This window comes from Variovorax sp. VRV01, assembly GCF_014852545.1.
In the GTDB taxonomy this organism is placed as follows: domain Bacteria; phylum Pseudomonadota; class Gammaproteobacteria; order Burkholderiales; family Burkholderiaceae_C; genus Variovorax; species Variovorax beijingensis_A.
On the sequence record NZ_JACVBS010000004.1, the window covers coordinates 99215 to 122724 of the forward strand.

The window sequence follows — 23510 nt, forward strand, 5'->3', positions numbered from 1 at the left end:
GAACCCATGAACCACCGAGACCCAGCCATGAAATCATGATTCGCACTTCATGATTTTCATGAATAGCGGCAACAGGGCCACCGCGTACCATCGCCCTCGTGCTTCCCACCGGCCTGTACCCCGAATCTCCTCCCTGGCGCACCCACGCACTGGAGGTGCCGCACGGCCATGTGCTGCATGTAGAAGAAGGTGGCAATCCCGAAGGCGCCTGCGCCGTGGTCCTGCACGGCGGGCCCGGCTCGGGCAGCTCGCCGCTGCTGCGCCGCTTCTTCGATCCGGCGCGATACCGCGTGATCAGCATCGATCAGCGCGGCGCCGGCCGCAGCCGCCCGCGCGGCGCGACCATGCACAACCGCACGGCCGACCTGCTCGGCGACCTGCAGCGCGTGCGCGAACAACTCGGGGTGCCGCGCTGGCTGGTGGTCGGCGGCTCGTGGGGCGCCACGCTGGCGCTGGCCCATGCGGCCTTCGAGCCGCAAGCGGTGGCGGCGCTGCTGCTGCGTGCGGTGTTCCTGCCGAACGCCGAAGAGATCGGCGCCTTCTTCCAGGACAGCGCCGGCCGCGCACCCGCCGCATGGGCGCGGTTCGCGTCCGTGGCACCGGCCGGCGAGCGCCACGACATGCTGGGCTTCCTGGCCCGCGGCCTGCAGCAGGCGCCGGCCGATGGCGCCCGCCAGCTCGCGCTCGCCTGGTGGCACTGGGAGCAAGCGCTGGCGCGCGGCACGGGTGTGCCAGCTGGCGAACCGATGCCCGCCCAAGCCCGACCGGACCGCGAAACGCTCGACGCACTGGTCGACCGCTACCGCGTGCAGAGCCATTACCTGCTGCACCGCTGCTGGCTCGATGCGCCCCCGCTGCCGGACCGGCTGGCCGCACTGCCCCGCGTGCCCACCCTGCTGCTGCATTCCCGCGACGACCGCATCTGCGCGCCGCATGGCGCAGAAGCCGTGCACGACCGCATTCCGCACAGCCGGCTGCAATGGATCGACGGCGCGGGCCACGACCCCGCGCACCCGGCCATGGCCTCGGCGATGGTTGCCGCGCTCGACAGCTACGCGCGGCATGGCCACTTCGGCAACGCGCCCACGCCATGACCCTGCGCCTGAAGATCAACCTCATCGTCAGCCTGCTGACGCTGCTGTTCGTCGCGGCCATGCTCGCGCTGCAAGTGCGTGCGATGCGCGAGTCGATCCAGGAGGAAGTCGTCGCGGCCAACCGCGTGGCCGCGCAGCTGCTGAACCGCACCGCCTGGCTCTACGCGGCCCAGGGCACGCCGGCCATGCTGTCGTTCCTGCAGGGCGTCGGCCGCGTGCGCTCCAACGACATCACGCTGCTCGATGCCGAGGAACACGTGCTCTACAGCTCGCCCAACTCGGTCTACAAGGCCGGCCGCGATGCGCCCGATTGGTTCGACCGCCTCGTCTCGCCGCCGCCTTCGCAGATGTCGATCGCCTTTCCCGGCGGCAAGCTGATCGTGAGCTCGAACGCTTCGCGCGCGGTGCTCGATGCCTGGGACGATGCCGCGCTGCTGACCCTCAGCGCGCTGGGCCTGCTGCTGGTGGTGAACGCGGGCGTGTTCTGGCTGGTCGGCCGCGCCACACGCCCGTTCGCGGACATCGTCGATGCGCTCAACCAGCTCGAAAGCGGGCGCTTCGATGTTTCGCTGCGCGCGCTGCCCGGCACCGAGGCGGCGGCCATCGGCGCCGCCTTCAACCGCATGGTCGGCATGCTGCAGCAGCACATCGAGACCGAACGGCGTGCCGTGCGCGCCGAGAGCCGCCTGTCTGAAAGCCGCGAACTGGGCCGCTGGGTCGACCAGAAGATCGAGCAGGAGCGCCGCCTGATCGCGCGCGAGCTGCACGACGAGCTGGGCCAGTCGGTCACCGCGATGCGCAGCATGGCCCTGTCGATCGCGCAGCGCGTGCAGGCGCTCGATCCGCAGTCCGAGCAGGCGGCGCGGCTGATCGCCGAGGAATCGGGGCGGCTCTACACCGCCATGCACGGCATGATCCCGCGCCTCACGCCGCTGGTGCTCGACAAGTTCGGGCTGGTGGCCGCGCTCGAGGACCTGGTCGAGCGAACCCGCAACAGCCACGGCGGCGTGCAGGTCGAATGGCACCTGGAGATCGAGCTCGACCGCCTGCGGCTCGACACCGACACCGCGCTGGTGCTGTACCGCGCCGCGCAGGAGGGCATCACCAACGCGCTGCGCCATGGCGAGGCGCACCGCATCGTGCTGGCCCTGCAGGGCGACGAAGAGACCGTGAAGCTCACGCTGACCGACGACGGGCGCGGCCTGCCCGGCCCTGATGCCGCCAGGGAAACCAGCACAGGGCACTATGGCCTGCGCTGGCTTGCCGAACGCATCGACAGCCTGGGCGGCGACCTGCGCCTTGAACCCGCCGCGCCCAGCGGCGCCCAATTGACGGTGCGCCTGCCCTTGCCGGCGGCCGCCGCGGAGAACACATGACCCAGGCGATTCAGCCGATTCGAGTGATGCTGGTGGACGACCATGCGCTGGTGCGCATGGGCTTTCGCATGCTGCTGGCCGACGCGCAGATCGAGGTGGCGGCCGAGGCCGACACCGGCGAGCAGGCCTGCCAGGACTATCCTCAGGTGCGGCCCGACGTGGTGGTGATGGACCTGTCGATGCCCGGCATGGGCGGCCTGGAAGCGCTGCGCCGCCTGCTGGCGCACGACCCCAAGGCGCGCGTGCTGGCGCTGTCGGCGCACGAGGACACGATCCATCCGCGCCGCGTGCTGCGCGCCGGCGCACTCGGCTACCTGGCCAAGCGCAGCGCGCCCGATGCGCTGATTGCCGCGGTGAAGGCCGTGGCGCGCGGCGACCGCTACATCGACGCCAACACCGCGCAGGCGCTGGCCACGGCGCAGATCGAGGGCGAAGCCAACCCGGCCGACCTGCTCAGCGAGCGCGAGTTCTCGGTTTTCATCCAGCTCGCGCGCGGCATGACGGTGGCGCAGATTGCCAGCACGCTGAACCTTTCGCTCAGCACGGTGGGCTCGCACCTGTACCGCGTCAAGCAGAAGCTGGGCGCCACCAATCAGGCGGAGCTCACCTGGGTGGCGCTGCGCTGGGGGCTGATCCAGGTCTAGCCAGCCGCCGGCGGCGTCCGTTCGATGATCGGCCAGCCGGCCTCGGCGGCCCGGGCGCGCAGGCGATCGTCGGGCGCCACCGCCACCGGATCGGACACGGCGCACAGGAGCGGCAGATCGCTGGCCGAATCGGAATAGAACCACGACTGCTCGAGCGCCTCGAGCCGCGTGCCGCGCGTGGCGAGCCACTGATTCACGTGCATCAGCTTGTGCACGCCGTAGCACGGGTCGCCGTCGATGGCGCCGTCGAGCGTGTCGTCGATCACCAGCGAGCGCGTCGCCAGCACGTCGGCCACGCCGAACAGGCGGCCGAAGGGCTCGGCGATGAAGCGGGTGGTGGCGGTCACGATGGCGCAGACATGGCCCGCATCCTGGTGCTGGCGCACCAGCGCTCGCATCGGCTCGGGCACCTGCGACGCGATCTCGGCCTCGAACTCCGCCGCCCATTGGCGCAGCGCGGCCATGCCGAAGCTCGCGAGCGGCGCGACGCTGGCGCGATGCAGCTCGCGGATGTCCAGCGTGCCGTCCACGTACTGCTGGCAGTAGCCCAGGTAAACGGTCTCGGCTTCGGCCGGCAGCACGCCGCGCGCCACCAGGAAGCGCGTCCACGCCATGCCGCTGTCGAACGGAATCAGCGTGTGGTCCAGGTCGAACAGCGCCAGCTTCATCGGCAAGCCCGGTCGAGGAAGGGGCGGGCCCTGCTTCTCAAGCGGCGGCCGCCTCGTGCGGCTGCGCTTGCTGAACCAGCCGCGCCGGCAGCACGCCGCGCAGCGCATTGCACACCACGAGCTTCTGCGCAGCCTCCAGGTCTTGCCGGTACAGGCTGCGTTCGGTGGCCTCCCAGATCGAATCCTCGATCAGCACGCCGCGCATCACGCCGGGCAGCGCGCCGTCGGCAACCGGCGGCGTCCACCAGCGTCCGTCGATGCGTGCGAACACGGTGCTGCGCCCGCCTTCGACGAGCCGGCCGTCTTCGGTGAAGAACAGGCTGTCGAAGGCCCCGGCGCGTTCGGCCGCGCGCACCCCGGCGTCGTAGTGCTGGCGCACGGTGGTCTTGTGGGCGGCCAGCGGGTTCGCATCGGGCAGCCGCTGGTCGGCAATCAGCAGCTTCACCGCGCCCGGCGGCAAGGGTGGCAGTGGCGAATGGGTGATGCCGATGCGCCCGCCGTGCGCCAGCGCGAGCCGCAGGCGCGAGGGCTGGCCGGGCGCGAGCGCGGGCAAGGCTTCCCGCAGCGCCTGCATCGCGGCATCGCGGTCGAACCGGAAGCCCAGCGCACGCGCGCTGCGCGCCAGCCGCGCCAGGTGGCGGTCCAGGTAGCGGATGCCTTCGCCGGGGGTGGCCAGCATGGTCTCGAAGAGTTCGAAGCCCGGATCGAGCGCGGTGAGGAAGCGCGCCTTGAGCAGGCATTCCTCGAATTCGTCGGCCGCAATGCTGTCCTGCACGATGCCCGCGCCAATACCCAGCCGCAGCGGCCGCAGGCCCTTCTGCTGTGCGCCCAGCGTGAGCGTGCGGATCGCCACCGACAGGCAGAAGTCGCCGACGGCCGCGCCGTCCGGCGGCGCATCGACCCAGCCGATCGCGCCGCAGTAGAGGCCGCGCGGCGTGCTCTCGAGTTCGCCGATCCATTCCATGGTGCGGTGCTTGGGTGCGCCCGTGATGGAGCCGCAGGGGAACACCGCGCGCAGCAGCTCGGGCATGCCGACGCCGGCGCGCAGCCGCGCCTGCACGGTCGAGGTCATCTGGAACACCGTGGCGTAGGGCTCGATGGCAAAGAGCGTCGGCACCTTGACGGAACCGATGCACGCCACGCGGCCGATGTCGTTGCGCAGCAGGTCGACGATCATCACGTTCTCGGCGCGGTTCTTGGCGTCGACCGAAAGCCGGCGCGCCATCTCGCTGTCGCCCTCGGGCGCATCGGCGCGGGCCGCAGTGCCTTTCATGGGGCGTGCGGTGAGCACGCCCGCGTCGTGGCGCAGGAAGAGTTCGGGCGAGCACGAGAGCACGTGGGTGATGTCGCCCTCCCCCGCGTTCTGGCCGCCTTCGGGCAGGGCGATCACCGCGCCATAGGCCACCGGCTGCCGCTCGCGCAGGCGCCGGTACAGCGCCACGGGCGAGCCATAGCCCTGGCCGTGCAGCCGGTAGGTGAAGTTGACCTGGTAGGTTTCGCCCGCGGCGATGGCGTCGTGGATGCGCGCGATGGCTGCGGTGAAGGCCGGCTCGTCGATGCTGGGCTGCAGGTCCAGCACGCCGACGGGCTGCGGCGGGCTGGCCTCGCTCGCCTCGAGCTGCTCCAGCCAGCTGGCAACCTGGTCCGACGAAAGCATGGCGCAGTCGCGGAACATCAGCACGCGCAGCGCCGATGCATCGCTGGCCGCAAGCCGCGCATGCCCCGCGCGCTGCAGCCTGGCGCCCCATTCGTAGTCGGCCAGCAGCACCGCATGCAGGCCCTGCCGCAGATCGGCGTCGACGCGTGCCCAGGCGGCATCGAGATCGGCCGGGTCGGCGCAGCGGTGCTCGCGCACGAAGCCGGTGTGCAGCCGGCTGGTGGGCCGCGCGGGCGTCGAGCCGCAGTCGTCGAGAAGCGCGAACGAAGGCAAGGTCAGCTCCAGTCGTCCATGTCGTGCTTGATGCGGTGGCGATTGGCGATCAGCTCGTCCACCGACGGCTCGTTGTTCAGCGCACGCCGGATCGCGAGCTTGGTGGCTTCGTAGTTGGTGCGGTACATGTCTTTCTTGTCGAGGTTCTGGTCCTTGGCGCAGCGCGGATCGATCCACACCAGGCTGATGATGCACAGCGTGTTGGCATGTTCCCGGGGAATGATGCCATCGATCAGGCAATCGACCACCGCATCGGCCGTTGCGCTCTGCACCACGCCGCCGAACAGGTCGATGTTGGCCGCGTCCTTCAGCGTGACCTTGGGCACCATGATGGTCGCGGGCCGCACGAGCTGGTTGCAGGCGCGGATCGCGAACATCGCGGTGTGGCCCTTGCTCTGCGCCATCATGTTGGCGAAGGCCTGGCCCACGGGGCCATCGGTGGCGCCGATCAGGATCTCGGGCATGGCATCGGTGAACTGGCCTTCCTTGGCGAGGACGGTGGCTTCGCCGGCGTGGAAAAGATAGGGATGCGTCATAAACAAAACAAACGAGGTTAGAAGAAACCGAGAACCATTCCAGAAACACCGCGGAACCGGCTTTGCCGGGCCGCTGGTGTTGCCCCCGGTAGGGGGTTGGCGAAGCGACACGAAGTGCGCGAAGCTTGGGGGCGAGTCATAGGCACACGATGAGTTCGCCTTTGCCGTCGGCCGAGAGATCGCCGAGGTGGCGTTCGATGCGGCGCGTGGGCAAGGCCGCAAAAGCTCCGCCGTGGCGCGCCAGATCGCGCGACAGCAGGGCCCAGAAGACCGGCGTTGCAGTCCGGTTGGGCACGAAGGTCAGCGCCGCCTCGATGCCTTGCGGCAACGCGGCATCGGGTCCGGCAAAGACGATGCTGCCGCGGCGCATGCCGTAGCCCGCATGCGCGCCGGCCTTGCCACCCACGGCGATCGTGCCCGCCACCATGCGCGAGCCCAGGAACGCGCCCGCATCGCCATGGACCAGCGCGGACCCGCGGCGCATGCGGTCGCCGAAGCGCTCGCCCGCATGGCCATGGACCACGAAGGTGCCGCCGCGCATGCCGTCCATGCTGCCGGGCAAGGTGCTGGCCGCGAAATCGCCGACGTCGCCCTTCACCTCGATGCTGCCGCCGGCCATTTCGCAGGCGGCCAGCAGGCCGGCGCTGCCATCGATCTGCAGCGAGCCGCCGCGCATGCAGCCGCCCGCATAGTGGCCGGCATGGCCTTCGACGTGGATGCGCCCGCCGTCCATCTGCCAGCCGATGCGGTCGAAGCGCTCGAGAACGCCTTCGAAGCGAAGCGTGCCCTCTTCCGTGCCCTTCGCAACATCGAACAGTTCGGCCAGCGGCAGCATCGCGTTGCCATGGCCCACGGGCAGCTGCCCGATCTGCGCAGCCGAGAGTTCCGCCAGCGCGGTCGGCGTGACGCCACGCAGATCGACGCGCAACGCCGGCACCTGCCGCAACCTGAAATGCCATCCGCTCATGGTGCATCCCCCGCCGCGCCCAGAAGCCTGTGCAGATGGAAATGGAACGGGCCCAGCTTGCCGCCGTAGTTGCCGGCCGAGATGCGAAGCAGGCCTCCGGCCGGTCCGATGGCGATGGCGGCTTCCATGCCCACGCGCATGGCGGCGCCCACGTCGGCCTCGGTCAGGCCATCGATCACGATTTCCATCACGCAGCCGATCGCCTGGGCGGAGGCGCCGCCCGCCAGTTCGCTGTGCGCCACCAGCCCCACGAGGCTCGGGCAGAAGGCATCGTTGGTCGAGGCGTTGAGGTTAGCGTAGCGGCTGCCAACCTTCGAGCCCGATCGCACCACGCCGCCCGGAAACGGCATCACCACATTGGGCAGCCGCTTCATCGCCGCCACGGCGGCCTCGGCGGCCGCCAGTGCGGCATCGGTGTCGCGCGCCAGCAGCAGCAGGTTGCCGCCGCCCACGGCCTTCACCACGGGCGTGTCTTCCTGCGCGACGAATTCGCCGTCCATCACCGGCACGCGCCAGTAGCGCACGCCATCGATCACCTTCGAGATCTGCCAGCCGTCCCCGAAGAAGCGCAGGTTCTTGCCGAGCGCGGCCACGTCGCTGCCGGGCGCGCCGCGCGGCAGGCCCGCGAACACCGCGGTGGTGGGACAGGTCAGCACGCACTGGCCGACGCGGCGCTCGAGCTGCTTGCCGAGCTCCTTGCCCGACATCGAGAACATCAGCACGCTCACGCCGGGGCGGCCGTCGGGCGATTCGTCCGGCAATATCTCGCGCTCGATGCCGGCCTCGCAGCCGCAGGCGATCACCGAGGTCGCGAAGCCGGTGGCCGACACCGCCGCATGGTGCGCCCACGCCATGTTGTGCGCCGTGATAAGGATGCGCGTGGCCTTCATCGGAAAGGCCTCGGCAAAAGTTTCGTCGATGACGACGCCGTTGCGCTCCAGACCCATCACGACGACTCCTTGAAGCACTCGGCCGGCAGCAGGCGCCCGCCGTTGCAGCATTGGCACAGCTCGTCGTGCCCGATGGCGATGTGGTCGAAGTTGACCGAGCCCTGCGCCGCCAGGTGCCGGCGCAGCCGCTTCTCGATGCCGCGGTCGTAGTCGGGCGCGACGAAGTGCGTGCCGCCCACCGGCGCCGCCGTGACGCGGCCCGCGCGCGAGACCAGCACGCCGTCCTTGAACACGTATTCGGGCGTCGCGAACATGGCCTCGCGGTCGGCGTTCTCGCGGTACACCGCAATGTCGGCCGCCGCGCCCGCGCCCAGGTGGCCGCGGTCGCGCAGGCCCAGCAGCCGCGCGGGGCCGGCGCGGGTCATGATCGCGATCTCGTAGAGCGAGAGCTCGCGCGTGATCGAACGCAGCGCGGCCTGGGCCGCCACCTCGGGATGCAGCTTGGCGAGCTGTTCCTCGCGGAAGCTGCGGTCCATCAGCAGGCGGATCAGGTGCGGATAGCTCGTGAACGGGCCGCCGTTGGGATGGTCGGTGGTCAGCACCACGCGCCACGGATCGTCGACCAGCAGGAAGATCTCCAGCCCGATGACCCACTGCAGCGCATTCACGTAGCTCTGCTCGCGGTAGCGGAACGGCACCACGCCGCAGCCGGCCTCGCACTCGATGTCGGCGCCGATCCACTTGCGCGGATCGGCCAGGCCCGACTGCGCATGCTGGCGCATGGTGTCGCCCGAGGCCGTGACGGTCTGGCCGAACATGATCTGGCCGACGTCGATGCTGACGTTCCTGTTCGCATTCACCACCTCGGCGAGCTGCAGCGCGGCCGAGGAGAACTTCTTCGGCCCCTCGGTGCCATAGGCGTGGAACTGGATGTGCGTCAGGTGCCCGGGCAGGCCGTCGAGCGCGGCGATGGTGTCGAGCGTGGACTGGATGTTGCCGGCCACGCCCAGGTTGCTGCCGTGGATGTGCAGCGGATGCGGCACCCCAAGCTCGCGCAGCGCGCGCGCCAGCGTGTGCACCACCTGCCGCGGCGTGACCTGCCAGTGCACGTGGTTCTCGTCGACGTCGAGCTTTCGCTGGTTGAACTTGAAGGCCGAGATGCCGCCGGGGTTCACCACCTTCACGCCCATCGCCTTGCTGGCGTTGATGGTCCAGCCCGCGTAGTCGCGGATGCGCTCGAAGTCCCAGCCCTCGGCCAGCATGCGCAGAAACAGCTCGTCGTTGCCGAGCATCACGTAGGCGCCGTGGTCGAGGATCGGCGTGTCGCCCATCTCCATGTGCGCGTGGCGCGCATTGCAGGCCATCATGGCCGGCTCGAAGGCCGCCGTGTAGCCCATCTCGACATAGCGGTAGCCGGTGGCCAGCGTGCCCGGCGTGCAGGTGCCGCACGAGGCAAGCTCGAGCAGATTGTCGGGCAGCGCGATGGGGTTGGCGTTGGCGCGGTGGTCTTCAGGCAGCAGCATGCGCGCGAGGTTGACCTTGCCGCCGCCGATGTGGGTGTGCATGTCGATGCCGCCGGCCATCACGATGCAGCCGCCGATGTCGATCTCCTCGGTGGCGGCTTCGTTCGGTGCGAGCTCGACCATGCGGCCATCGCGCACGTACAGGTCGCGCACCTCGTCGCGGCCATTCGCGGGATCGATGACGCGGCCGCCGCGCAAGCGTAGCGTCGCCGTCATTGCACACGCCCCTTCTTCAGCGCCTGCACTGCCTGCGTCAGGCGCCGGACCACCTCGGCCACGCCCGGCAGCCCGTCGTCGTACACAGGTCGCAGCGGCAGCAGCACCGAGCCGTCGGTGCGGAACAGATGGCCGGCGGAACCGATGCCGGGCGTCGACACGGGAATGAACACCAGCTCGTGCGCGTCCCGCAGCAGGGGCATGCCCGGATGGCCGAGCACGATGCGCGGCATGCCCGCGGCTGGCGGCGCTGGCTCGGGGCCGTAGCTCGACACCCACAGCAGCGTGTCGGCCGCGCCGTCGGCGAGCAGGCGCTCGGCATCGAAGCACAGCGGCTCATGCTCCAGGCCCAGCGGCCCGGCGCGCGAACGCAACGGCAGGCCCGAGAGCCAGGCGAACACCTGGTTCACGGTGGAAGCCCCGTCCCCGCCGCCCAGCGGCAGCGAGGCCGCGCGCGTGCTGCGGTTGAGCGTGGCGACGATGCGCTGGATCGCCTCGATGATCAGCGCGCCCTGCGCCGGCAGCCGGCCCGATTCGTACACCAGCACCGCATAGCGCGCCGCCTGCAGCCGCGCCGCGAGCGCCGCCAGATCGGCCGGCACGCGGGCATCGTCTTTCGAAACACGGCCCGCCACGAGTGCGGCGAGCATTGCCACGGTGTCGAAGAGGTCGCCGTGCAGCGGCAGCGTTTCCACGGCCACGCCCTCCCGCTCGCCCACGCCGATGCGCCGGAAGAACTCCGGGTAGTGCGCCGCCGGCTCCTCGGTCATGCAGACGATCAGGTCGGCCCGCGTCCTCGCTTCCGCCAGCGTGGTGCTGAAGCCGCCGCGGTCCTGCAGCGCGCGCAGGCCGTGCATCAGCGCCGCTCCCTGGGCCGGATCGCAGATGGCACCGGTTTCGCAGGCCAGCGCATAGAGCGCCCTGGCGCCCGCGACGTCGGTGCCGAGGCCGCCGAACAGGGGCTGGCGGCTGGCCGCGAGCAGCGACGCGGCCTTGCCGAGCGCCGTGTCCAGGTCGCAGTCCTGGCCGCCGACCTGCGGCTGCGCCGCGCCACCCGAGGCGTCGAAGTTGGCGAGCGCCTTGCGCGCGCGCGGGCAGTCGCCGCCCACGAGCTTCAACGGCGTGCCCGCCTCGACGCCGAAGGTGTCGCACAGCAGCGGGCAAAAGGGGCAGGTCCAGGGGGCATTGCCGGTTGGCACGGCAGTGTCGGGTTGATTCATGGGCAGGCCACCACGCAAGCCATGTGCCATTCACCCGCAGGGCCGCCGCGCCTTGGGACGGGGCCCGGATGACACACACAATGTGAGACAGAGTGTTGCGCTTTTGGCGGTCAATGCGTGCCGGCAACGGCCGGCAACAGTGCAAGCGAGCCCACCGATGGATGGCACGGTTCGTGTGTACAGCGGGCTGATGGCACGCCTCACCCACCCTCGTCGCACCGGCTTCGGCAGATCAGCGGCGCACGCGTGGCAGTTGCAGGTCGTGCAGTGCGCTGGCCACCAGCCAGGCGTCGGCGCCGGCGGCACTCGCCCGCGCCAGGTCGTCCTCGCTGCGGATCCCGCCGGCACCGATCACCATGGCGCCCGGCGCCAGGCGCCTCACCTCCTGCAGGGTTTCCAGGTCGGGGCCGGCGCCGGAGCCGACGCGCTCCAGCGTCATCACGATCAGCCGCTTCGGCCACAGGTCCACCGCGTCCCAGCAGCCGGCGGCATCGAGCCGCTGGCCATCGCGCCGGTCCAGCGACAGCGCCGCACCGGGGTCGCCGGCGCCATCGGCGGCCGTGGCCTCGAAACAGCGCTCCAGCGCCTCGCGCGAACGCAGCGATTCGCTGCCGAACACCAGCACGATGCGCGGCGCGTAAGGCGCCAGCTGCTCGCGCAGCGCCTGGCCGGCCGATGCATCCGCCAGGCCGGCATCCAGCCAGAGCTCGATGTCCGGCAGTGCCTGCAGCAGATCGGCCAGCACGCCGGTCTGCACCGCCCCGCCCTGCAGGGCGTCGAGATCGGCCACGTACAGCTGGCGGGCCGCGCAGTGCTCGCACAGGATGCGCGCCACCGTCACCGGATCGCTGCTGGCGCACAGCGCCGACACGATCGGCCGGTAGGCCTTGCGGTCGCCGCGCACGGCCCGCACCACCTGGCCCTTCAGCAGGTCGACCACAGGAATCAGGTTCAGTTCGGAAGTCATGGGAAAGATGGGGAAGAGCCCGGAAAGTGGATGATGAAATGACCCAACGCGTTTTTGTCTACGAGTATCTCAGTGGCGGCGGCTGGAGCGACTACGGCGACGACGCCGCAGCCGACGAGCTTTTGCCGCTGGGCCTGTCGATGCGCGATGCCATGGTGGCAGACCTGGTGCGCGCCGCCGATTGTTCGGTCTCCGCGGCGGTCTGCGAACCGGGGAACACCCTGCCTGCAGGTGCCGTGCCACTGCGGGCCCGTGCCAACGAATCGGCCTTCGACTTCGTCGCGCGGCAGAGCGCTCTGCATGACCTCGTGTGGCTGGTGGCGCCCGAGACGGACGGCCTGCTCGCGCGCTTCCAGCGCACGGTGGGTGATGCACGCTGGCTCGGCTGCAGCGCCGAAGCCATCGAGCTCACGGCCGGCAAGAAAGCGACACTCGCGCACCTGGCCGCGCACGGCGTGCAGACACCGCTGGCCTTTGCCGAAGCACTCGATATCGCACGCTGGGTGGTCAAGCCCGACGATGGCGCCGGCGGCGTGGCCACCCACGTGCACACCCACCACGCCGATGCGCTCGAAGACCAGGCCCTGCGCGCGCAGGCCGGCGCCACCTTGACGCTCGAGCCCTGGATCGAGGGTGAAGCCCTGAGCCTCTCGCTGCTGTGCACGGAGCAGAATGCCGAAATGCTGAGCATCAACCGCCAATGCATTTCGATCGATGCGCACGGCAGGCTGTCTTTCGATGGCGTGAACGTCGATGCGGTGGGCCGCGGCGATCCGCGCCGGCATGACCTGGCCGCGCTGGCCATGCAGGTGGCGCGCGCCATCCCCGGGCTGCGCGGCTTCGCGGGCATCGACCTGGTCTGGCACCCGCAGCGCGGGCCGGTGGTGATCGAGGTCAATCCGCGTGTCACCTGTGCCTACGTCGGGCTCTCCGCGGCGCTGGGCCGCAACCTCGCAGCGGAGCTGCTGGCAGACCGCCGGCACGGCGGCGGCACTCCAGAACGGGAACTTGCGCGTGCCGACGCCTGAACGCACCACCATCGGCTGGGACATCGGCGGCGCCCATGTCAAGGCCTGCCTGCTGCAAGGCGGCGAGGTGGTCGACGTGGCGCAGTGGGGCTGTCCGCTCTGGCAGGGCCTCGACCATCTGGCGCGTGCGCTGCAGGCCGCAAGCACGCGCTGGCCCGCGCTTGCATCCGCGCAGCATGCCGTCACCATGACGGGCGAGATGGTCGACCTGTTTCCCGACCGCGAAGCCGGCGTGCGCGGCATTGCCGCGGCGCTGGCGGCATCGCTTCCCGCGCCATCGGGCGCCCTGCACTTCTTTGCCGGCGATGCCGGCTGGTGCGCCGCCGCGGATGTGGCACGGCACTGGGAGCACATCGCCTCGGCCAACTGGCTCGCGACCGCGCGGCATGCCGCGCTGGTGTTTGCCGAAGGCGTGCTGGTCGACATCGGCAGCACCACCACCGACCTGATCGCCTTCGGCAACCGGCGCGTGCTGACCACCAGCCGCAGCGATGCCGAGCGCCTGGTGACCGGCGAACTCGCCTACCACGGCGTGGTGCGCACGCCGGTGTGCGCGCTTGCCCAGCGCATCGAATGGCGCGGCCAGGCAAGGCACGTGATGAACGAGTTCTTCGCCACCACGGCCGACGTCTATCGCCTGTGCGGCGAACTCGATCCCGCGCACGACCTGCACCCCAGCGCCGACAACGCGGCCAAGAGCCTGCCAGCCACGCGCCAGCGCCTTGCGCGCATGGTGGGGCTGGACGAGCGCGATGCATCCGCCGAAGAATGGCTTCAACTCGCACGCGCCTGGCGCGCGGCACAGGTGGAGGCCATCGGTGCGCAGCTGCGCGGTGTGCTGGCGGCGCATGCGCTCTCGCGCGATGCCGTGGCGGTGAGCGCGGGCTGCGGCGCCTTCCTGGTGCCCGGCCTGGCCGCGGTCGCTGCGGAGGGCGAAGGCGCGGGAGCCGTGCCGCGCCACTTTGCCGCCTATGGCAGCGACGTGGCAAACGTCGCCCGCCATGCGCCCGCGGGCACCGCCGGCTGGGCGCAGGTGTGCGCACCGAGCGTGGCGGTGGCCGCGCTGTTCGAAAGGGAGCACGACTGATGTGGGTGGTCAAGATTGGCGGCAGCCTCTGCGCCGACCCTGTGCTGCCGCAGTGGCTCGATCTGCTGGCGCAGATCGGCGGCGGCCGCGTCACGGTGGTCTGCGGTGGCGGCACATTTGCAGACGAAGTGCGGCGCGTGCAGGCGCACTGGCAGTTCAACGACCTGGCCGCGCACAACATGGCGGTGCTGGCCATGGCGCAGACGGCCTACCAGCTGCATGCGCTGAACCCGGCGCTGCAGCTGGCCGCGCGCAAGACCGAAATCCCCGACCTTCTGCGGCGCGGAAAGACCGCGCTGTGGCTGCCGCTCGAACTGCGGCGCGACAAGCCGGACGGCCGCACCAGCTGGGACGCCACGTCCGACACCATCGCGCTCGACCTCGCCAAGCATCTCAACGCGGAGCAGCTGGTGCTGGTGAAGTCGTGCACCATCGATCCGCAGATGACGCTCAATGAGCTTGGCGACGCGGGCGTGGTCGACCGGCAGTTTTCCGAGCGTTCCGGCGATGCTGCGTTTCCGATCACCCTGCTTCACAAGAACCAGCTCGCGACCATGCGTGCGCTGCTGCTGGGCGAGGCGACCTTCGCCCCGCGCTGAAGTTCAGACCGCCACAGGTTCCACCGCCTCGCCGTGCAGCAGCGCGGCCAGTGCCGCCAGCCGCTCGGGGCTGAGGGCCGCCTTGCGGTCGCCCACGCACACCGCGCTGCGAAACCCCGCGAAGTCCGGTGCCAGCGACTGCAGCAGCGGAACATGGGCCGTGCGCAGCGCGCCCGCCACGCCGGCCATTTGCCCTGCGGCGCGCACCTGGGCCAGGAAGGCGCGCAGGTCGGCCATCGGCACGGCATCGAACAGGCTGCCGGCCTGCTTGTCGGCGGTGTCGACCATGAGCCCCGGAAAGCCCAGCGTGCAGGCATGCGCGGTCAGCGCGGCATCGAGCCCGTGGTCGCCGATGAAGACCGGCACCACCGGCCAATCGCAGGCCGCGAGCGCATCGAGCACCGCAAGGGCCTCGGGCCCGCGCTCGATGCCGACCTTCACATAGTCGACGCCGCAGGCACCCACCGCATCCACCTGCGCCAGGATGACGTCGAGCGCATGCATCGGCAGATCGCCGATCGTCGCGCTCACGGGCAGGTCGATGCCATGCGCACGCAGCGCGCCCACGATGGCGCCGATGGTTGCCGTCGGCAGGCCGCCCAGTGCGCCTTCGTTGGGTTCCTTCAGGTCGATGAAGTCGGCGCCGCCGCGGGCCGCGAGCAGGGCCTCGTCCACGCTGCGCACGCTCACCAGCATGCGCGTCGTCATGATGTGCGCTCCCGGTCGGCGGCACGGTGCTGCGCGACCGCGGCGCGCAGCCACTCCCAGGCCTCGCGTTCCTCGGGGCCGGCGGTCTTGTCGATCGCGATCTGCAGGTAGGTCATTTCGGTTTCCACTTTCTCGGGAGGGAGCATGTGCAGCCGGCTCACCAGCACGGCGCCTTCGATCACCGCGGCCTGCGCGCGGTTGAAGCCGGCAAACGGCGCATGCGTGGCCTCGTGCACTGCCACCATGCGCAGCACCGGCCGCTGCACGTCGTCGCGCTGCTCGGCCAGTTCGAGTTCGACGTGCCGCAGCGCAGCGGCCAGCCGCACGCCTTCGATGCGCTCGGCCGGCAGCGTGGGCCACGTCTTGCGGCCCGTGACGCAGCCCGCGAACACGCGGGTGTCGCAGACGATGTTGAGCACCGCATGGCCGGTGGCCACGATGTTGTCGTGCGTGGTCGAGGGCTTGAACGGCATCAGCAGGATGCCGCCCTCCTGGTAGCGGATGCCCATCGGCGCCACGTGCGGCTTGCCGCCGGGGGCCACGGTGGTCACCACGGCTTCGAAGATCTGGTCGTTCATGAGGGGGATGGCGCAGCGGTGGTGCTCGTGGCGCCGGTCTCGGCCGCGCTGCTCTTCTTCGATGTCTTCATGGTGGTTCCCGGCGCGCACCAGCGCGCGAGGTCTTCGGCGGGCCGCGGCGCGGCGCAGCCCCAGTCGAGCGGCTGGTCCTGCACGTAGCGCTTGCCGAGCTGCCAGGCGATCTCGGCCCGCGCCAGCTCCACGCCCATGTAGAACGCATGGTCGGCATCGTCCTGCAGCCGGAGCTGCGGCCAGAGCTCGAAGGCGCCCTGCGCGAGCCGCATGCCGTCGCGGTTGTAGACGTGCAGGCCCAGCGGCGAGATCTGCACGCGGAAGTTGGGGTCGCGCACCTGCGAGGCGATCTCGCCGATTTCTTCCGGCGTGTCGGGGAACGGATGCTTGGCGTGCACCGTCATCAGCGCATCGCTCATGCCCTTGGGCAGCGTGGCGTTGCGCGCTGCGGCATGCATGATGCGGCGCGCCCAGTCGGCCTCGCTCACCGCGCGGCGCGCATGCTGGCTCACCTGCGTGGTCAGCACCGCCGCCACGTTGAGCTCGGCGGCAATGCCGAACAGCACTGCGTTGATGCCGCTGGTGTCGGCCTCGGTGAGCTCGGTGAGGTTGCCTACGCCGAGCATGATCGGCGCATCGGGAAAGCGCTCGCGCAGCCGGTGGTAGCGCACGATGGAGGCGGTCAGGCCGAAAGGTATCGGGTCGAGGATCGAATCGGCCAGGAAGGCGCGGCCGCGCCGCTGCATCTGTTCGACGGCCGCATACAGCGACGCTTCGTCGGCCGGAACGCGCGGTATCAGCACCGGCGTGGCCGCAACCTCATCGGCGATCCACAGCGTGTCGAGCGTGAGGCTCAGCAGGTAGTCGGCGCCGGCCTTGCCGCCGAGCAGCAGTTCCTGCGCGTCGCTCGAATCGACGCTGACCTGGAAGCCCGCGGCCTTCAGCGCCTGCACGCTTTCGCTCAGGTGGTCGAAGCGCGTCTCGGGCAGGCAGCCCAGGTCGATCACGTTGGCACCGTCGGCCGCAAGCTGCTGCGCGCGCTCGATGATCTGTGCCACCGAGAGCCGCGGCGCGTCGACGATCTCGGCGAAGATGGCGACCTCGTACTCGCTCAGGTCGACCGCGCGCGCGCTGCGGTTGAAGTGGCGCGGCAGATCTTTCAGCTCCTGCGGGCCGCGTTCCACCGGAACGCCGAAGTGAAGGCTCAGCGCCTCGACGTCGCCGCGGCAGCGGCCCGGCACCATGATGCGGTCGGCGCGGCGCGGTGCGGCGCCCTCGCCTTCGGCCTCGGTGAACACGGGGGCCGCAACGCGGCGGCGGATCATGTCGGCCGTCATCAGCGCCGCCACCTGCAAACCGATCTCGCGCACTTCCCATGTGAACGGTGCCGCCTCGATCCCGGCCAGCACCCGCGTGAGGCTGGCTTGGGCGAGACGCCCGGTCAGGAAGACGATGTGTTCCATGCGAGAGAAAGTTCCTTCAGGCGCGTGTCGAGCGCGGTCTCCAGTTCGGTCGGTGAACAGACCACCTGGCAAAAGTCGATGCCGCGCAGCCGCTCCACGTTGTCCAGTTCGATGCGCCGCGGACGCAGCGTGACCCAGTCGTGCGGCGACTTGGTCACCACCACCGGTTCCGTATCGCATGCAAACACGATGCCAGGAATGCCGAGCTTGCCGGCCTGGGCAAACATGTTGGTCGGCAGCGAGTCGCTGATGCCGAATGCGCACTTGGCCACCGTGTTGCTGGTGGCCGGCGCCACCACCACCGTGTGATAGACGTCGTCATAGAGCATGCCCACCGGCACGCCGCTGGCGGTCTTGTCGCGGAACACGCGAAAACGCGGCTTGAGCGCCTCGATCTGCAGCTTGTAGATGGGCAGCACCTCCTCGGCCGCAGCCGAGAGGAACAGGTCGACCGAGGGCAGCCGCGCCGCAATGGCAAGCGATTCCTCGAGGAAATGGCCCGAGCCCGTGATGCACCACGCCAACCGCGAGCGCGGCGGCGATGCGGGCATGGGCGCCTCGCCGTCTTCGGCAGCCAGCGCGGCGCCGCGTGGATCGATCTTGCCCGTGCCCGTCGGCTCCCCGTTCGTCATGTCTGCGAGCCTTGAGGCTCAATCGGGTGGAGAGATCTCGATGTGAAGCTTGTGGAGTTTTCGGTACAGGGTGTTGCGGCTGACATCGAGCGCCTTGGCGACGTTGCTCACGTTCCAGCGATGCTGCTCGAGCATCTGCAGCAGCACCTGCCGCTCGTTGGCCTGGATCGGGTTGAGTTGCTTGATGGCGGGCGCCGCATCGGACGGCGCTGCGTCCGCGGCCGTATCGGCCGGTTCGGAGGACGCTGCAGCCGCATGGGCCAGCGCGGGCAATGGCGACGGCGCCGTGCGCACCGCCAGCGAAGGCAGGTGCTCCCGCGTGATGGTCTTGCCGTCGGCCAGCGCGGCGGCGCTGCGCAGCACGTGGCGCAGCTGCCGCAGGTTGCCGGGCCATGAATAGGCCATGAGCAGGCGCTCGGCCTCTTCGCCGAGCCGGCTGTCGCTGCCGCCTTCGTCCTTGAGCACGTCGTGGATCAGATCGCGCTTGTCCGTGCGGTCGCGCAGCGCGGGCAGGTCGAGCTCGATGCCGGCCAGCCGGTAGTAGAGGTCTTCGCGGAAGCGGCCTTCGCGCACCAGGCTCGGCAGGTGCTGGTGGCTCGCGCTCACGAGCTGGAAATCCACCGGATGGGTGTCCTCGGTGCCCAGCGGCGTGACCTGGCGCTCGTCGAGCACGCGCAGCAGGCGGGCCTGCAGCTCCAGCGGCATGTCGGCGATCTCGTCGAGGAACAGCGTGCCGCCATCGGCCTGCAGGATCTTGCCGCGCCGGCCGCTGCGCTGTGCGCCGGTGAAGGCGCCGGCCTTGTAGCCGAAGAGTTCGGATTCGATCAGCGTCTCGGGCAGGCTCGCGCAATTGACCGCGACGAAGGCGCCTTCTGCATGCGGGCTGCTTTCGTGGATGGCGCGCGCGAATACTTCCTTGCCCGAACCGGTCTCGCCGCACAGCAGCACCGGGGTTCGGCGCGCGACCACGCGCCGCGCGGTGTCCAGGTGCGCGACGAGCCGCGCGTCCTTGAAGGTGCGAACGCTCGGTGCACGCGCGGCCGCTGGCCGCAATGGCGCACGGAAGGAGTCGGCGCCCGTCTCTGACACCATCGATGCCGTGCCTGCCGCACCCGCCACGCGCGCACGGGCCGGCGTGGCGGCATCGGAGGCCGGCCGCCGCGCCACCGCGAAGAAGCGCAGCGCCGCATTGGCCCGGTAGGCCACCACCGGATGGAATGAAGAAGAAAGGCTGCGCTGGACGATGTCCTCGAGCGAGGTCTGGAACAGGTCGTCGATGCGCTGCGTGCGGATCTCGTCCATCGACTGCAGGCCGAGCTGGAACAAGGCGCTGCGGTTGGCGGCAAGAATGCGCCCGTCGTCGCCGACGGCGAGCTTGCCCTCGTGCAGCGTGTAGACGAATTCGGGCCGGCTGTGGAAGTGCAGCGGATGCGCATTCGAGAAGCGCTTGTCGATGAGACGGTTCTCGATCATGCGCGCCGTCATGCCCAGCAGCACCAGCACGTGCTGCTGCATGAGGCTGGAGCGGCTGGTCACGTCGAGCACCGCGATGATCTCGCCGGACGGATCGAACACCGGCACCGCCGAGCAGGTGAGCTGCGTGAAGTGGCTGAAGAAATGCTCTTCGCGCCGCACGGAGATCGGATGCGCCGCGGCCAGGCAGGTGCCCATGCCGTTGGTGCCGGCCTCGGCCTCGCCCCACATGCCGCCGGCGCGCAGGCCCATGGGCTCCGCTTCGGCGGCGAACTCGGGCGAGGACACCATGTGCACGATCACGCCATCGGTATCGGTCAGCACCACGGCGGACTCGGCGTCGGCGAGTTGCTGGTAGAGCGTGGTCATCTCGTAGCGCGCGCACTCGATGACGTCGGCATGCTGGTTGCGCCGACTCTGCAGCGCAGACGATGCAATGACCACTGGTTCGCGCGGGCGGCCCGGATCGAGCTGGTACTGGTTCAGGCAGCGGCTCCACGAGCGCGTGACCAGGTCGTTGCCCTCTTCGTGAAAGCCTCGCCTCACCACGTCGAGCACACGGTCAGCGTGTCGATCGCCTTGCCTCAGCGTCAATGTCATTGGAGTTCTCCGGCGCGTTCCATCGTGTCTCCTTGTTCGGCCCATTGTTGTGCCTGCCGGCCTGCCGCGCACCCGGTGAAACACCAAGCACTGGCAATGCCGGAGCGGGTCCGGTCTCTGGCCTGCATTTTGCGTTGACGAATCTCGCTGGGGTGGGCTTGCATGCCGCCAGACACACTTTCAAACATATTCGATCACTGGAGACACCACTTGAACACCAGCCCGCGTCCTTCCATCGCCCGCCTTTCCTCCCCGAATGCGTCGAACGCATCGCCCGACGCCGCCGAGGCAGCCGCGCCCATGGACCTGATCTTCATCGAGGGCTTCAGCGGCCAGACGGTGATCGGCATCCACGACTCCGAACTGCATCATCCGCAGCCCCTCTTGATCGACGTGCATGCCGGCGTGCCCCGCGCACGTGCCTGCGACACCGACCGCATCGGCGACACCATCGACTACGGCATGGTGCGCGAACGGCTGGTGCGGCTCATGGCCGAGCACCGGCTGCAACTGCTCGAAGCCTTTGCAGAAGCCATTGCCGACATCCTCATCGACGAGTTCGGCGCCAGCTGGGTTCGCGTGAAGGTGGTGAAGCCGCGCAAGTTCGATGACGTGCAGGCCGTGGGCGTGCAGATCGAGCGCCATGCGCCCACGCATCGCGCCTCGAAGCTGGGGCACGGCGCCACCGTACTCAACTTCCTTGCGAGCGGCATGGTGCCCGCCAAGCACTGAACACGAACACTCGCCGCACCATGCGGCAGCAGCAAAAAAACCGACGCGGTCCACGCGTCGGTTTTTTTGTTTTGCGGCTCAGAGGTGGGCAGCGAACGGATGCGCCGTGGTGCCCTTCTTGTCCACCACTTCCGCGGCGGTCGGCGAGCCGGCCACGGCACGCTGGATGGCCTCGCGGGTGGCCTGGTAGTTGTAGTCCTGGATCTTCTTGTCGTCGTCGGCAAGCCAGTGGATGAACACGCCGACGCAGATGAACAGGTTGTCCGCCTCCGCCATGGGGATGGTGCCATCCTCGACGCTGTCGGCCACCGCCAGCGCCACGGCGCGCTGCGCCGGCCCGAACATCTGCACCGCCTGCTTGGCGCCCTTGATGGTCACTTTGTTGAACATCACGGTGGCCGGCTTGGTCAGCAGGTTGGGAGCCACGACTGCGAGCAGCGAAGTGAAGCCGTCCTTGTTGTTCGTCAACGCGTTCGCGAAGGCTGTCTCGGCAGCGCTGCCGCGCGGTCCGATGATCAGGTCGATATGGGCGACTTCATTGCCGTCGCCAACGAGCGATTCGCCCACCATCAGTCGATCGATTTTTGCCATGGTTTCGAGTCTCCTCTCAGAGGTCCAAGGTGTTTAGGGTCAATACGACACCGGTCAGGAAGACCAGCGCAAAGCCATGGGTATCACGATCCGTGCCATCCGTTCGCCGCCTCGCGCGCGGGCGCCGCGCACGAGCGGATCCAGCCTGACAGCAGAAGCGCCGCCACGGTGAAATCGGCGCTGGTCCCGGGGTTGACGCCTGCGGCCTTGAGGGAGAGGTCCCAGGCGGCGAAGCCGGGGTCGGCATCGAGCGCGACGCCGGCACCGGCGCACCCCTGCCAGGCCTGCGCCGCCGTCATGACAGTCTGTGCCACGCGCTCGCCGTGTTTTCGAACAATGTGTGAATCAGGAAAGGCGCTCAGGCAGGCCAGGTAAAGCCGTTGGACCGAAGCCACAGTGGCCGCATCGGGCGGCGCTTCGGCATCGGCCGGCGCTTCGCTGCAGCCCGCCGGGTGGACTGGCGCCTGGAACGCCAGGGCGAAAAGATCCGCAAAGCCGTCGCGGTACTGCCGCGCGATGAGATCGCGGTCCGCAGCAAGGGCCATGGCGGCCCGCAGATCGACGCTGGGTGCATCGCGCACGTCTTCGGTCGGTGCTGTCCCCAGTCCGCCGGGATGGGCGCGCGCAATGGCGCGATAGGCGGCGCGGGCATCGTCGATGTCGAGCGTGGCCAGCACGCCCTCGACGGCCGCGCGCAGGGCCGCGGGGGTTCCGGCGTGGGGGTGCTGCTCCACCGCCAGCGCAATCGGCGCGCACAGCAGCAGGATGCCGAGGTTGGTGTTGCACCCGGCCACCGCCCAGGTGGCCTCTACCGCGGCCTCGATGCGCTCGCCCACGCGCAGGCCCGGCTCGAACAGCGCCCCGGCCGCGGCCTGGGCGCTGGCAATGAACATCGACGCCTGCATGCCATGGCCGGGCGAGGCCTGGCTGACGTTGCCGGGCTTGCGCACGGCAACGTCGAGCCAGCACGCGCGCAGGAAGCAGGCCCGCGCACGCTCGATGGCCAGCTGCCGCGCGTTCATCATCAGGCGCGGCGCTCCGGCGGCAGGCTCTCTTGCGCGCGGCGGCGCGCCTGCGCGAGCTTGCGGTCGAGCAGGTCGTCGACGATGGCGCGCGCGATGTTGAAGCCCGTCACGCGCTGCAGCCCCTGCCAGGCGGCCACGCCATTGACCTCGAGCACCTGGATCTTCGGCCCGCTGGCCGCGGCGATGAGGTCCACGCCCGCGTAGTCCATGTCGAGCGCCTGCGCCGCGCCTTCGGCCAGTTGGGCGAGCGCGGGCTCCAGCACGGCCGGCTCGCAGCGCGCGCCCTGGGCCACGTTGTGGATCCAGTGCATGCTGACGCGCCGCATCGCGGTGACGGCGCGCCCGCCGACCACCATCACGCGCCAGTCGAAACCCGGCGAGGCCATGGGCGGCACGAAGCGCTGCAGATAGGCCAGGCCCGCGTAGCGCGCATCGATGTCGGGCATCGGATGATGAACGCCGTCGACCTCGCCCACCAGCTGCAGGTTCTTGCCCTGCGAGCCGAACAGGGGCTTGAGCACCAGCGCATGGCCCGCGGCCATCTCGCGCATGGCGATGCGACGCGCCTGCGCCGCCGATTCGGTGGCCCAGGTGGCGGGCGCGGGAATGTGCGCGGCATGCAGCAGCAGGCTGGTCATCGACTTGTCGACTGTGCGCTCGATGGCGCGCGCATCGTTGTAGACCGGCACGCCCAGTTCGCGCAGCGCATGCAGCACGCCAAGGCGCTTGGTGACCTGCTCGAAGCTCCCGCCGGCGATGCCGCGCACCAGCACCGCATCGGGCAGCTCGCGGCCGTAGCCGGGAATGACCAGGCCATGCCATGCCGCGGTGGTGTCGATGTTGCAGTCGGCCAGGTCAACGCAGCGCCCCACCGCGCCGCGTGCGCGCAGCGCGGCCTGCAGCTGGCGCGTGTGCCAGCCGATCTCGTCCGTCATGATGACGATGCGCATG

23 protein-coding genes are annotated in these 23510 nt (G+C 69.9%); 7 read left to right on the plus strand and 16 right to left on the minus strand.

Going from position 1 to position 23510, the window contains the following annotated elements:
• Positions 1 to 98: 98 nt before the first annotated feature.
• Genes IB278_RS08825 through IB278_RS08835 form a run of 3 tightly spaced genes read left to right on the plus strand, consistent with a single transcriptional unit; the run spans position 99 to position 3114 of the window.
• Positions 99 to 1094 (plus strand): alpha/beta fold hydrolase, encoded by a 996-nt coding sequence (locus tag IB278_RS08825; RefSeq protein WP_145745061.1) that lies wholly within the window; start codon positions 99 to 101, stop codon positions 1092 to 1094.
• Entirely contained in the window at positions 1091 to 2470 is a 1380-nt protein-coding gene (locus IB278_RS08830; protein ID WP_145745059.1) for a histidine kinase, read from the plus strand. Before IB278_RS08825 ends, IB278_RS08830 begins: the two co-directional genes overlap by 4 nt.
• Positions 2467 to 3114, plus strand: coding sequence for a response regulator transcription factor (locus tag IB278_RS08835; RefSeq protein ID WP_021007691.1), 648 nt, complete (start codon positions 2467 to 2469; stop codon positions 3112 to 3114). The genes IB278_RS08830 and IB278_RS08835 overlap by 4 nt, the downstream gene beginning before the upstream one ends.
• Here the strand turns inward: IB278_RS08835 and IB278_RS08840 are convergent.
• The 8 genes from IB278_RS08840 to IB278_RS08875 all read right to left on the minus strand — a co-directional run bounded on the left by IB278_RS08840 (position 3111) and on the right by IB278_RS08875 (position 12031).
• Positions 3111 to 3782: an HAD family hydrolase gene (locus IB278_RS08840; protein ID WP_145745226.1), complete on the minus strand. Its 672-nt coding sequence runs from the start codon at positions 3780 to 3782 to the stop codon at positions 3111 to 3113. The two genes, IB278_RS08835 and IB278_RS08840, sit on opposite strands and share 4 nt — an antisense overlap.
• Positions 3783 to 3819: 37 nt before the next feature.
• Positions 3820 to 5712: a chorismate-binding protein gene (locus IB278_RS08845; RefSeq protein ID WP_192323238.1), complete on the minus strand. Its 1893-nt coding sequence runs from the start codon at positions 5710 to 5712 to the stop codon at positions 3820 to 3822.
• Positions 5713 to 5714: 2 nt separating this feature from the next.
• A complete protein-coding gene (gene fae / locus IB278_RS08850) occupies positions 5715 to 6248 on the minus strand; it encodes a formaldehyde-activating enzyme (RefSeq protein ID WP_145745056.1) in 534 nt (177 codons plus the stop codon).
• Positions 6249 to 6384: 136 nt separating this feature from the next.
• The gene (locus tag IB278_RS08855; protein ID WP_192323239.1) at positions 6385 to 7215 is read right to left on the minus strand and encodes a formylmethanofuran dehydrogenase subunit C; all 831 of its coding nucleotides are present in this window, start codon (positions 7213 to 7215) and stop codon (positions 6385 to 6387) included.
• Positions 7212 to 8162 carry a formylmethanofuran--tetrahydromethanopterin N-formyltransferase gene (fhcD, locus tag IB278_RS08860; protein ID WP_192323361.1) on the minus strand — a complete coding sequence of 317 codons (951 nt, stop codon included), beginning with the start codon at positions 8160 to 8162 and terminating at the stop codon, positions 7212 to 7214. The genes IB278_RS08855 and fhcD overlap by 4 nt, the downstream gene beginning before the upstream one ends.
• Positions 8162 to 9844: a formylmethanofuran dehydrogenase subunit A gene (locus IB278_RS08865; RefSeq protein ID WP_145745050.1), complete on the minus strand. Its 1683-nt coding sequence runs from the start codon at positions 9842 to 9844 to the stop codon at positions 8162 to 8164. The genes fhcD and IB278_RS08865 overlap by 1 nt, the downstream gene beginning before the upstream one ends.
• Entirely contained in the window at positions 9841 to 11064 is a 1224-nt protein-coding gene (locus IB278_RS08870) for a formylmethanofuran dehydrogenase (protein WP_192323240.1), read from the minus strand. The genes IB278_RS08865 and IB278_RS08870 overlap by 4 nt, the downstream gene beginning before the upstream one ends.
• 232 nt (positions 11065 to 11296) lie before the next feature.
• Positions 11297 to 12031: a HisA/HisF-related TIM barrel protein gene (locus IB278_RS08875; RefSeq protein ID WP_192323241.1), complete on the minus strand. Its 735-nt coding sequence runs from the start codon at positions 12029 to 12031 to the stop codon at positions 11297 to 11299.
• A 38-nt stretch (positions 12032 to 12069) separates the two neighbouring features.
• On the opposite strand from IB278_RS08875, the gene IB278_RS08880 reads away from it, so the two are divergent.
• From IB278_RS08880 to IB278_RS08890, 3 genes are read left to right on the plus strand one after another with little or no spacing between them, the layout of a single operon-like run.
• Positions 12070 to 13059 (plus strand): ATP-grasp domain-containing protein, encoded by a 990-nt coding sequence (locus IB278_RS08880; protein ID WP_192323242.1) that lies wholly within the window; start codon positions 12070 to 12072, stop codon positions 13057 to 13059.
• Positions 13046 to 14146: a hydantoinase/oxoprolinase family protein gene (locus IB278_RS08885; protein WP_261380340.1), complete on the plus strand. Its 1101-nt coding sequence runs from the start codon at positions 13046 to 13048 to the stop codon at positions 14144 to 14146. Before IB278_RS08880 ends, IB278_RS08885 begins: the two co-directional genes overlap by 14 nt.
• Positions 14146 to 14745, plus strand: coding sequence for an aspartate kinase (locus tag IB278_RS08890; protein WP_145745041.1), 600 nt, complete (start codon positions 14146 to 14148; stop codon positions 14743 to 14745). The genes IB278_RS08885 and IB278_RS08890 overlap by 1 nt, the downstream gene beginning before the upstream one ends.
• A gap of 3 nt (positions 14746 to 14748) precedes the next feature.
• On the opposite strand, the gene IB278_RS08895 is transcribed toward IB278_RS08890, so the two are convergent.
• Genes IB278_RS08895 through IB278_RS08915 form a run of 5 tightly spaced genes read right to left on the minus strand, consistent with a single transcriptional unit; the run spans position 14749 to position 20211 of the window.
• Positions 14749 to 15453, minus strand: coding sequence for a (5-formylfuran-3-yl)methyl phosphate synthase (locus IB278_RS08895; RefSeq protein WP_145745040.1), 705 nt, complete (start codon positions 15451 to 15453; stop codon positions 14749 to 14751).
• Positions 15450 to 16031, minus strand: coding sequence for a DUF447 domain-containing protein (locus IB278_RS08900; RefSeq protein ID WP_192323243.1), 582 nt, complete (start codon positions 16029 to 16031; stop codon positions 15450 to 15452). The genes IB278_RS08895 and IB278_RS08900 overlap by 4 nt, the downstream gene beginning before the upstream one ends.
• Positions 16028 to 17506 carry a DUF6513 domain-containing protein gene (locus tag IB278_RS08905; protein WP_145745036.1) on the minus strand — a complete coding sequence of 493 codons (1479 nt, stop codon included), beginning with the start codon at positions 17504 to 17506 and terminating at the stop codon, positions 16028 to 16030. The genes IB278_RS08900 and IB278_RS08905 overlap by 4 nt, the downstream gene beginning before the upstream one ends.
• A complete protein-coding gene (locus tag IB278_RS08910) occupies positions 17485 to 18138 on the minus strand; it encodes a flavoprotein (protein WP_145745035.1) in 654 nt (217 codons plus the stop codon). Before IB278_RS08910 ends, IB278_RS08905 begins: the two co-directional genes overlap by 22 nt.
• An 18-nt stretch (positions 18139 to 18156) precedes the next feature.
• Positions 18157 to 20211, minus strand: a complete 2055-nt coding sequence (locus tag IB278_RS08915) for a sigma-54-dependent Fis family transcriptional regulator (protein WP_145745033.1) — start codon at positions 20209 to 20211, stop codon at positions 18157 to 18159.
• Positions 20212 to 20511: 300 nt separating this feature from the next.
• Here IB278_RS08915 and IB278_RS08920 point away from each other — a divergent pair, with 300 nt between their 5' ends.
• Positions 20512 to 20943, plus strand: coding sequence for a dihydroneopterin aldolase (locus IB278_RS08920; protein WP_145745224.1), 432 nt, complete (start codon positions 20512 to 20514; stop codon positions 20941 to 20943).
• Positions 20944 to 21021: 78 nt separating this feature from the next.
• Here IB278_RS08920 and fae (IB278_RS08925) read toward each other — a convergent pair whose 3' ends face one another.
• The 3 genes from fae (IB278_RS08925) to IB278_RS08935 all read right to left on the minus strand — a co-directional run bounded on the left by fae (IB278_RS08925) (position 21022) and on the right by IB278_RS08935 (position 23509).
• Positions 21022 to 21534 (minus strand): formaldehyde-activating enzyme, encoded by a 513-nt coding sequence (gene fae / locus IB278_RS08925; protein WP_012748178.1) that lies wholly within the window; start codon positions 21532 to 21534, stop codon positions 21022 to 21024.
• 83 nt (positions 21535 to 21617) lie between these two features.
• Positions 21618 to 22556, minus strand: a complete 939-nt coding sequence (locus tag IB278_RS08930; RefSeq protein ID WP_186454208.1) for a triphosphoribosyl-dephospho-CoA synthase — start codon at positions 22554 to 22556, stop codon at positions 21618 to 21620.
• 2 nt (positions 22557 to 22558) lie between these two features.
• Positions 22559 to 23509, minus strand: a complete 951-nt coding sequence (locus tag IB278_RS08935) for an ATP-grasp domain-containing protein (protein WP_145745029.1) — start codon at positions 23507 to 23509, stop codon at positions 22559 to 22561.
• Position 23510: the final 1 nt, after the last annotated feature.

Bases quoted from the DNA above. Each gene is read 5' to 3' on its own strand.
- IB278_RS08855 (WP_192323239.1), bottom strand. From the start codon at position 7,215: ATGAGCGGATGGCATTTCAGGTTGCGGCAGGTGCCGGCGTTGCGCGTC.
- IB278_RS08865 (WP_145745050.1), bottom strand. From the start codon at position 9,844: ATGACGGCGACGCTACGCTTGCGCGGCGGCCGCGTCATCGATCCCGCG.
- IB278_RS08905 (WP_145745036.1), bottom strand. From the start codon at position 17,506: ATGGAACACATCGTCTTCCTGACCGGGCGTCTCGCCCAAGCCAGCCTC.
- fae (WP_012748178.1), bottom strand. From the start codon at position 21,534: ATGGCAAAAATCGATCGACTGATGGTGGGCGAATCGCTCGTTGGCGAC.
- IB278_RS08910 (WP_145745035.1), bottom strand. From the start codon at position 18,138: ATGACGAACGGGGAGCCGACGGGCACGGGCAAGATCGATCCACGCGGC.
- IB278_RS08915 (WP_145745033.1), bottom strand. From the start codon at position 20,211: ATGACATTGACGCTGAGGCAAGGCGATCGACACGCTGACCGTGTGCTC.
- IB278_RS08895 (WP_145745040.1), bottom strand. From the start codon at position 15,453: ATGACGACGCGCATGCTGGTGAGCGTGCGCAGCGTGGACGAGGCCCTG.
- IB278_RS08835 (WP_021007691.1), top strand. From the start codon at position 2,467: ATGACCCAGGCGATTCAGCCGATTCGAGTGATGCTGGTGGACGACCAT.
- IB278_RS08870 (WP_192323240.1), bottom strand. From the start codon at position 11,064: ATGAATCAACCCGACACTGCCGTGCCAACCGGCAATGCCCCCTGGACC.
- IB278_RS08875 (WP_192323241.1), bottom strand. From the start codon at position 12,031: ATGACTTCCGAACTGAACCTGATTCCTGTGGTCGACCTGCTGAAGGGC.
- IB278_RS08935 (WP_145745029.1), bottom strand. From the start codon at position 23,509: ATGCGCATCGTCATCATGACGGACGAGATCGGCTGGCACACGCGCCAG.
- fhcD (WP_192323361.1), bottom strand. From the start codon at position 8,162: ATGGGTCTGGAGCGCAACGGCGTCGTCATCGACGAAACTTTTGCCGAG.
- IB278_RS08890 (WP_145745041.1), top strand. From the start codon at position 14,146: ATGTGGGTGGTCAAGATTGGCGGCAGCCTCTGCGCCGACCCTGTGCTG.
- IB278_RS08880 (WP_192323242.1), top strand. From the start codon at position 12,070: ATGACCCAACGCGTTTTTGTCTACGAGTATCTCAGTGGCGGCGGCTGG.
- IB278_RS08840 (WP_145745226.1), bottom strand. From the start codon at position 3,782: ATGAAGCTGGCGCTGTTCGACCTGGACCACACGCTGATTCCGTTCGAC.
- IB278_RS08930 (WP_186454208.1), bottom strand. From the start codon at position 22,556: ATGAACGCGCGGCAGCTGGCCATCGAGCGTGCGCGGGCCTGCTTCCTG.
- fae (WP_145745056.1), bottom strand. From the start codon at position 6,248: ATGACGCATCCCTATCTTTTCCACGCCGGCGAAGCCACCGTCCTCGCC.
- IB278_RS08900 (WP_192323243.1), bottom strand. From the start codon at position 16,031: ATGAACGACCAGATCTTCGAAGCCGTGGTGACCACCGTGGCCCCCGGC.
- IB278_RS08830 (WP_145745059.1), top strand. From the start codon at position 1,091: ATGACCCTGCGCCTGAAGATCAACCTCATCGTCAGCCTGCTGACGCTG.
- IB278_RS08920 (WP_145745224.1), top strand. From the start codon at position 20,512: ATGGACCTGATCTTCATCGAGGGCTTCAGCGGCCAGACGGTGATCGGC.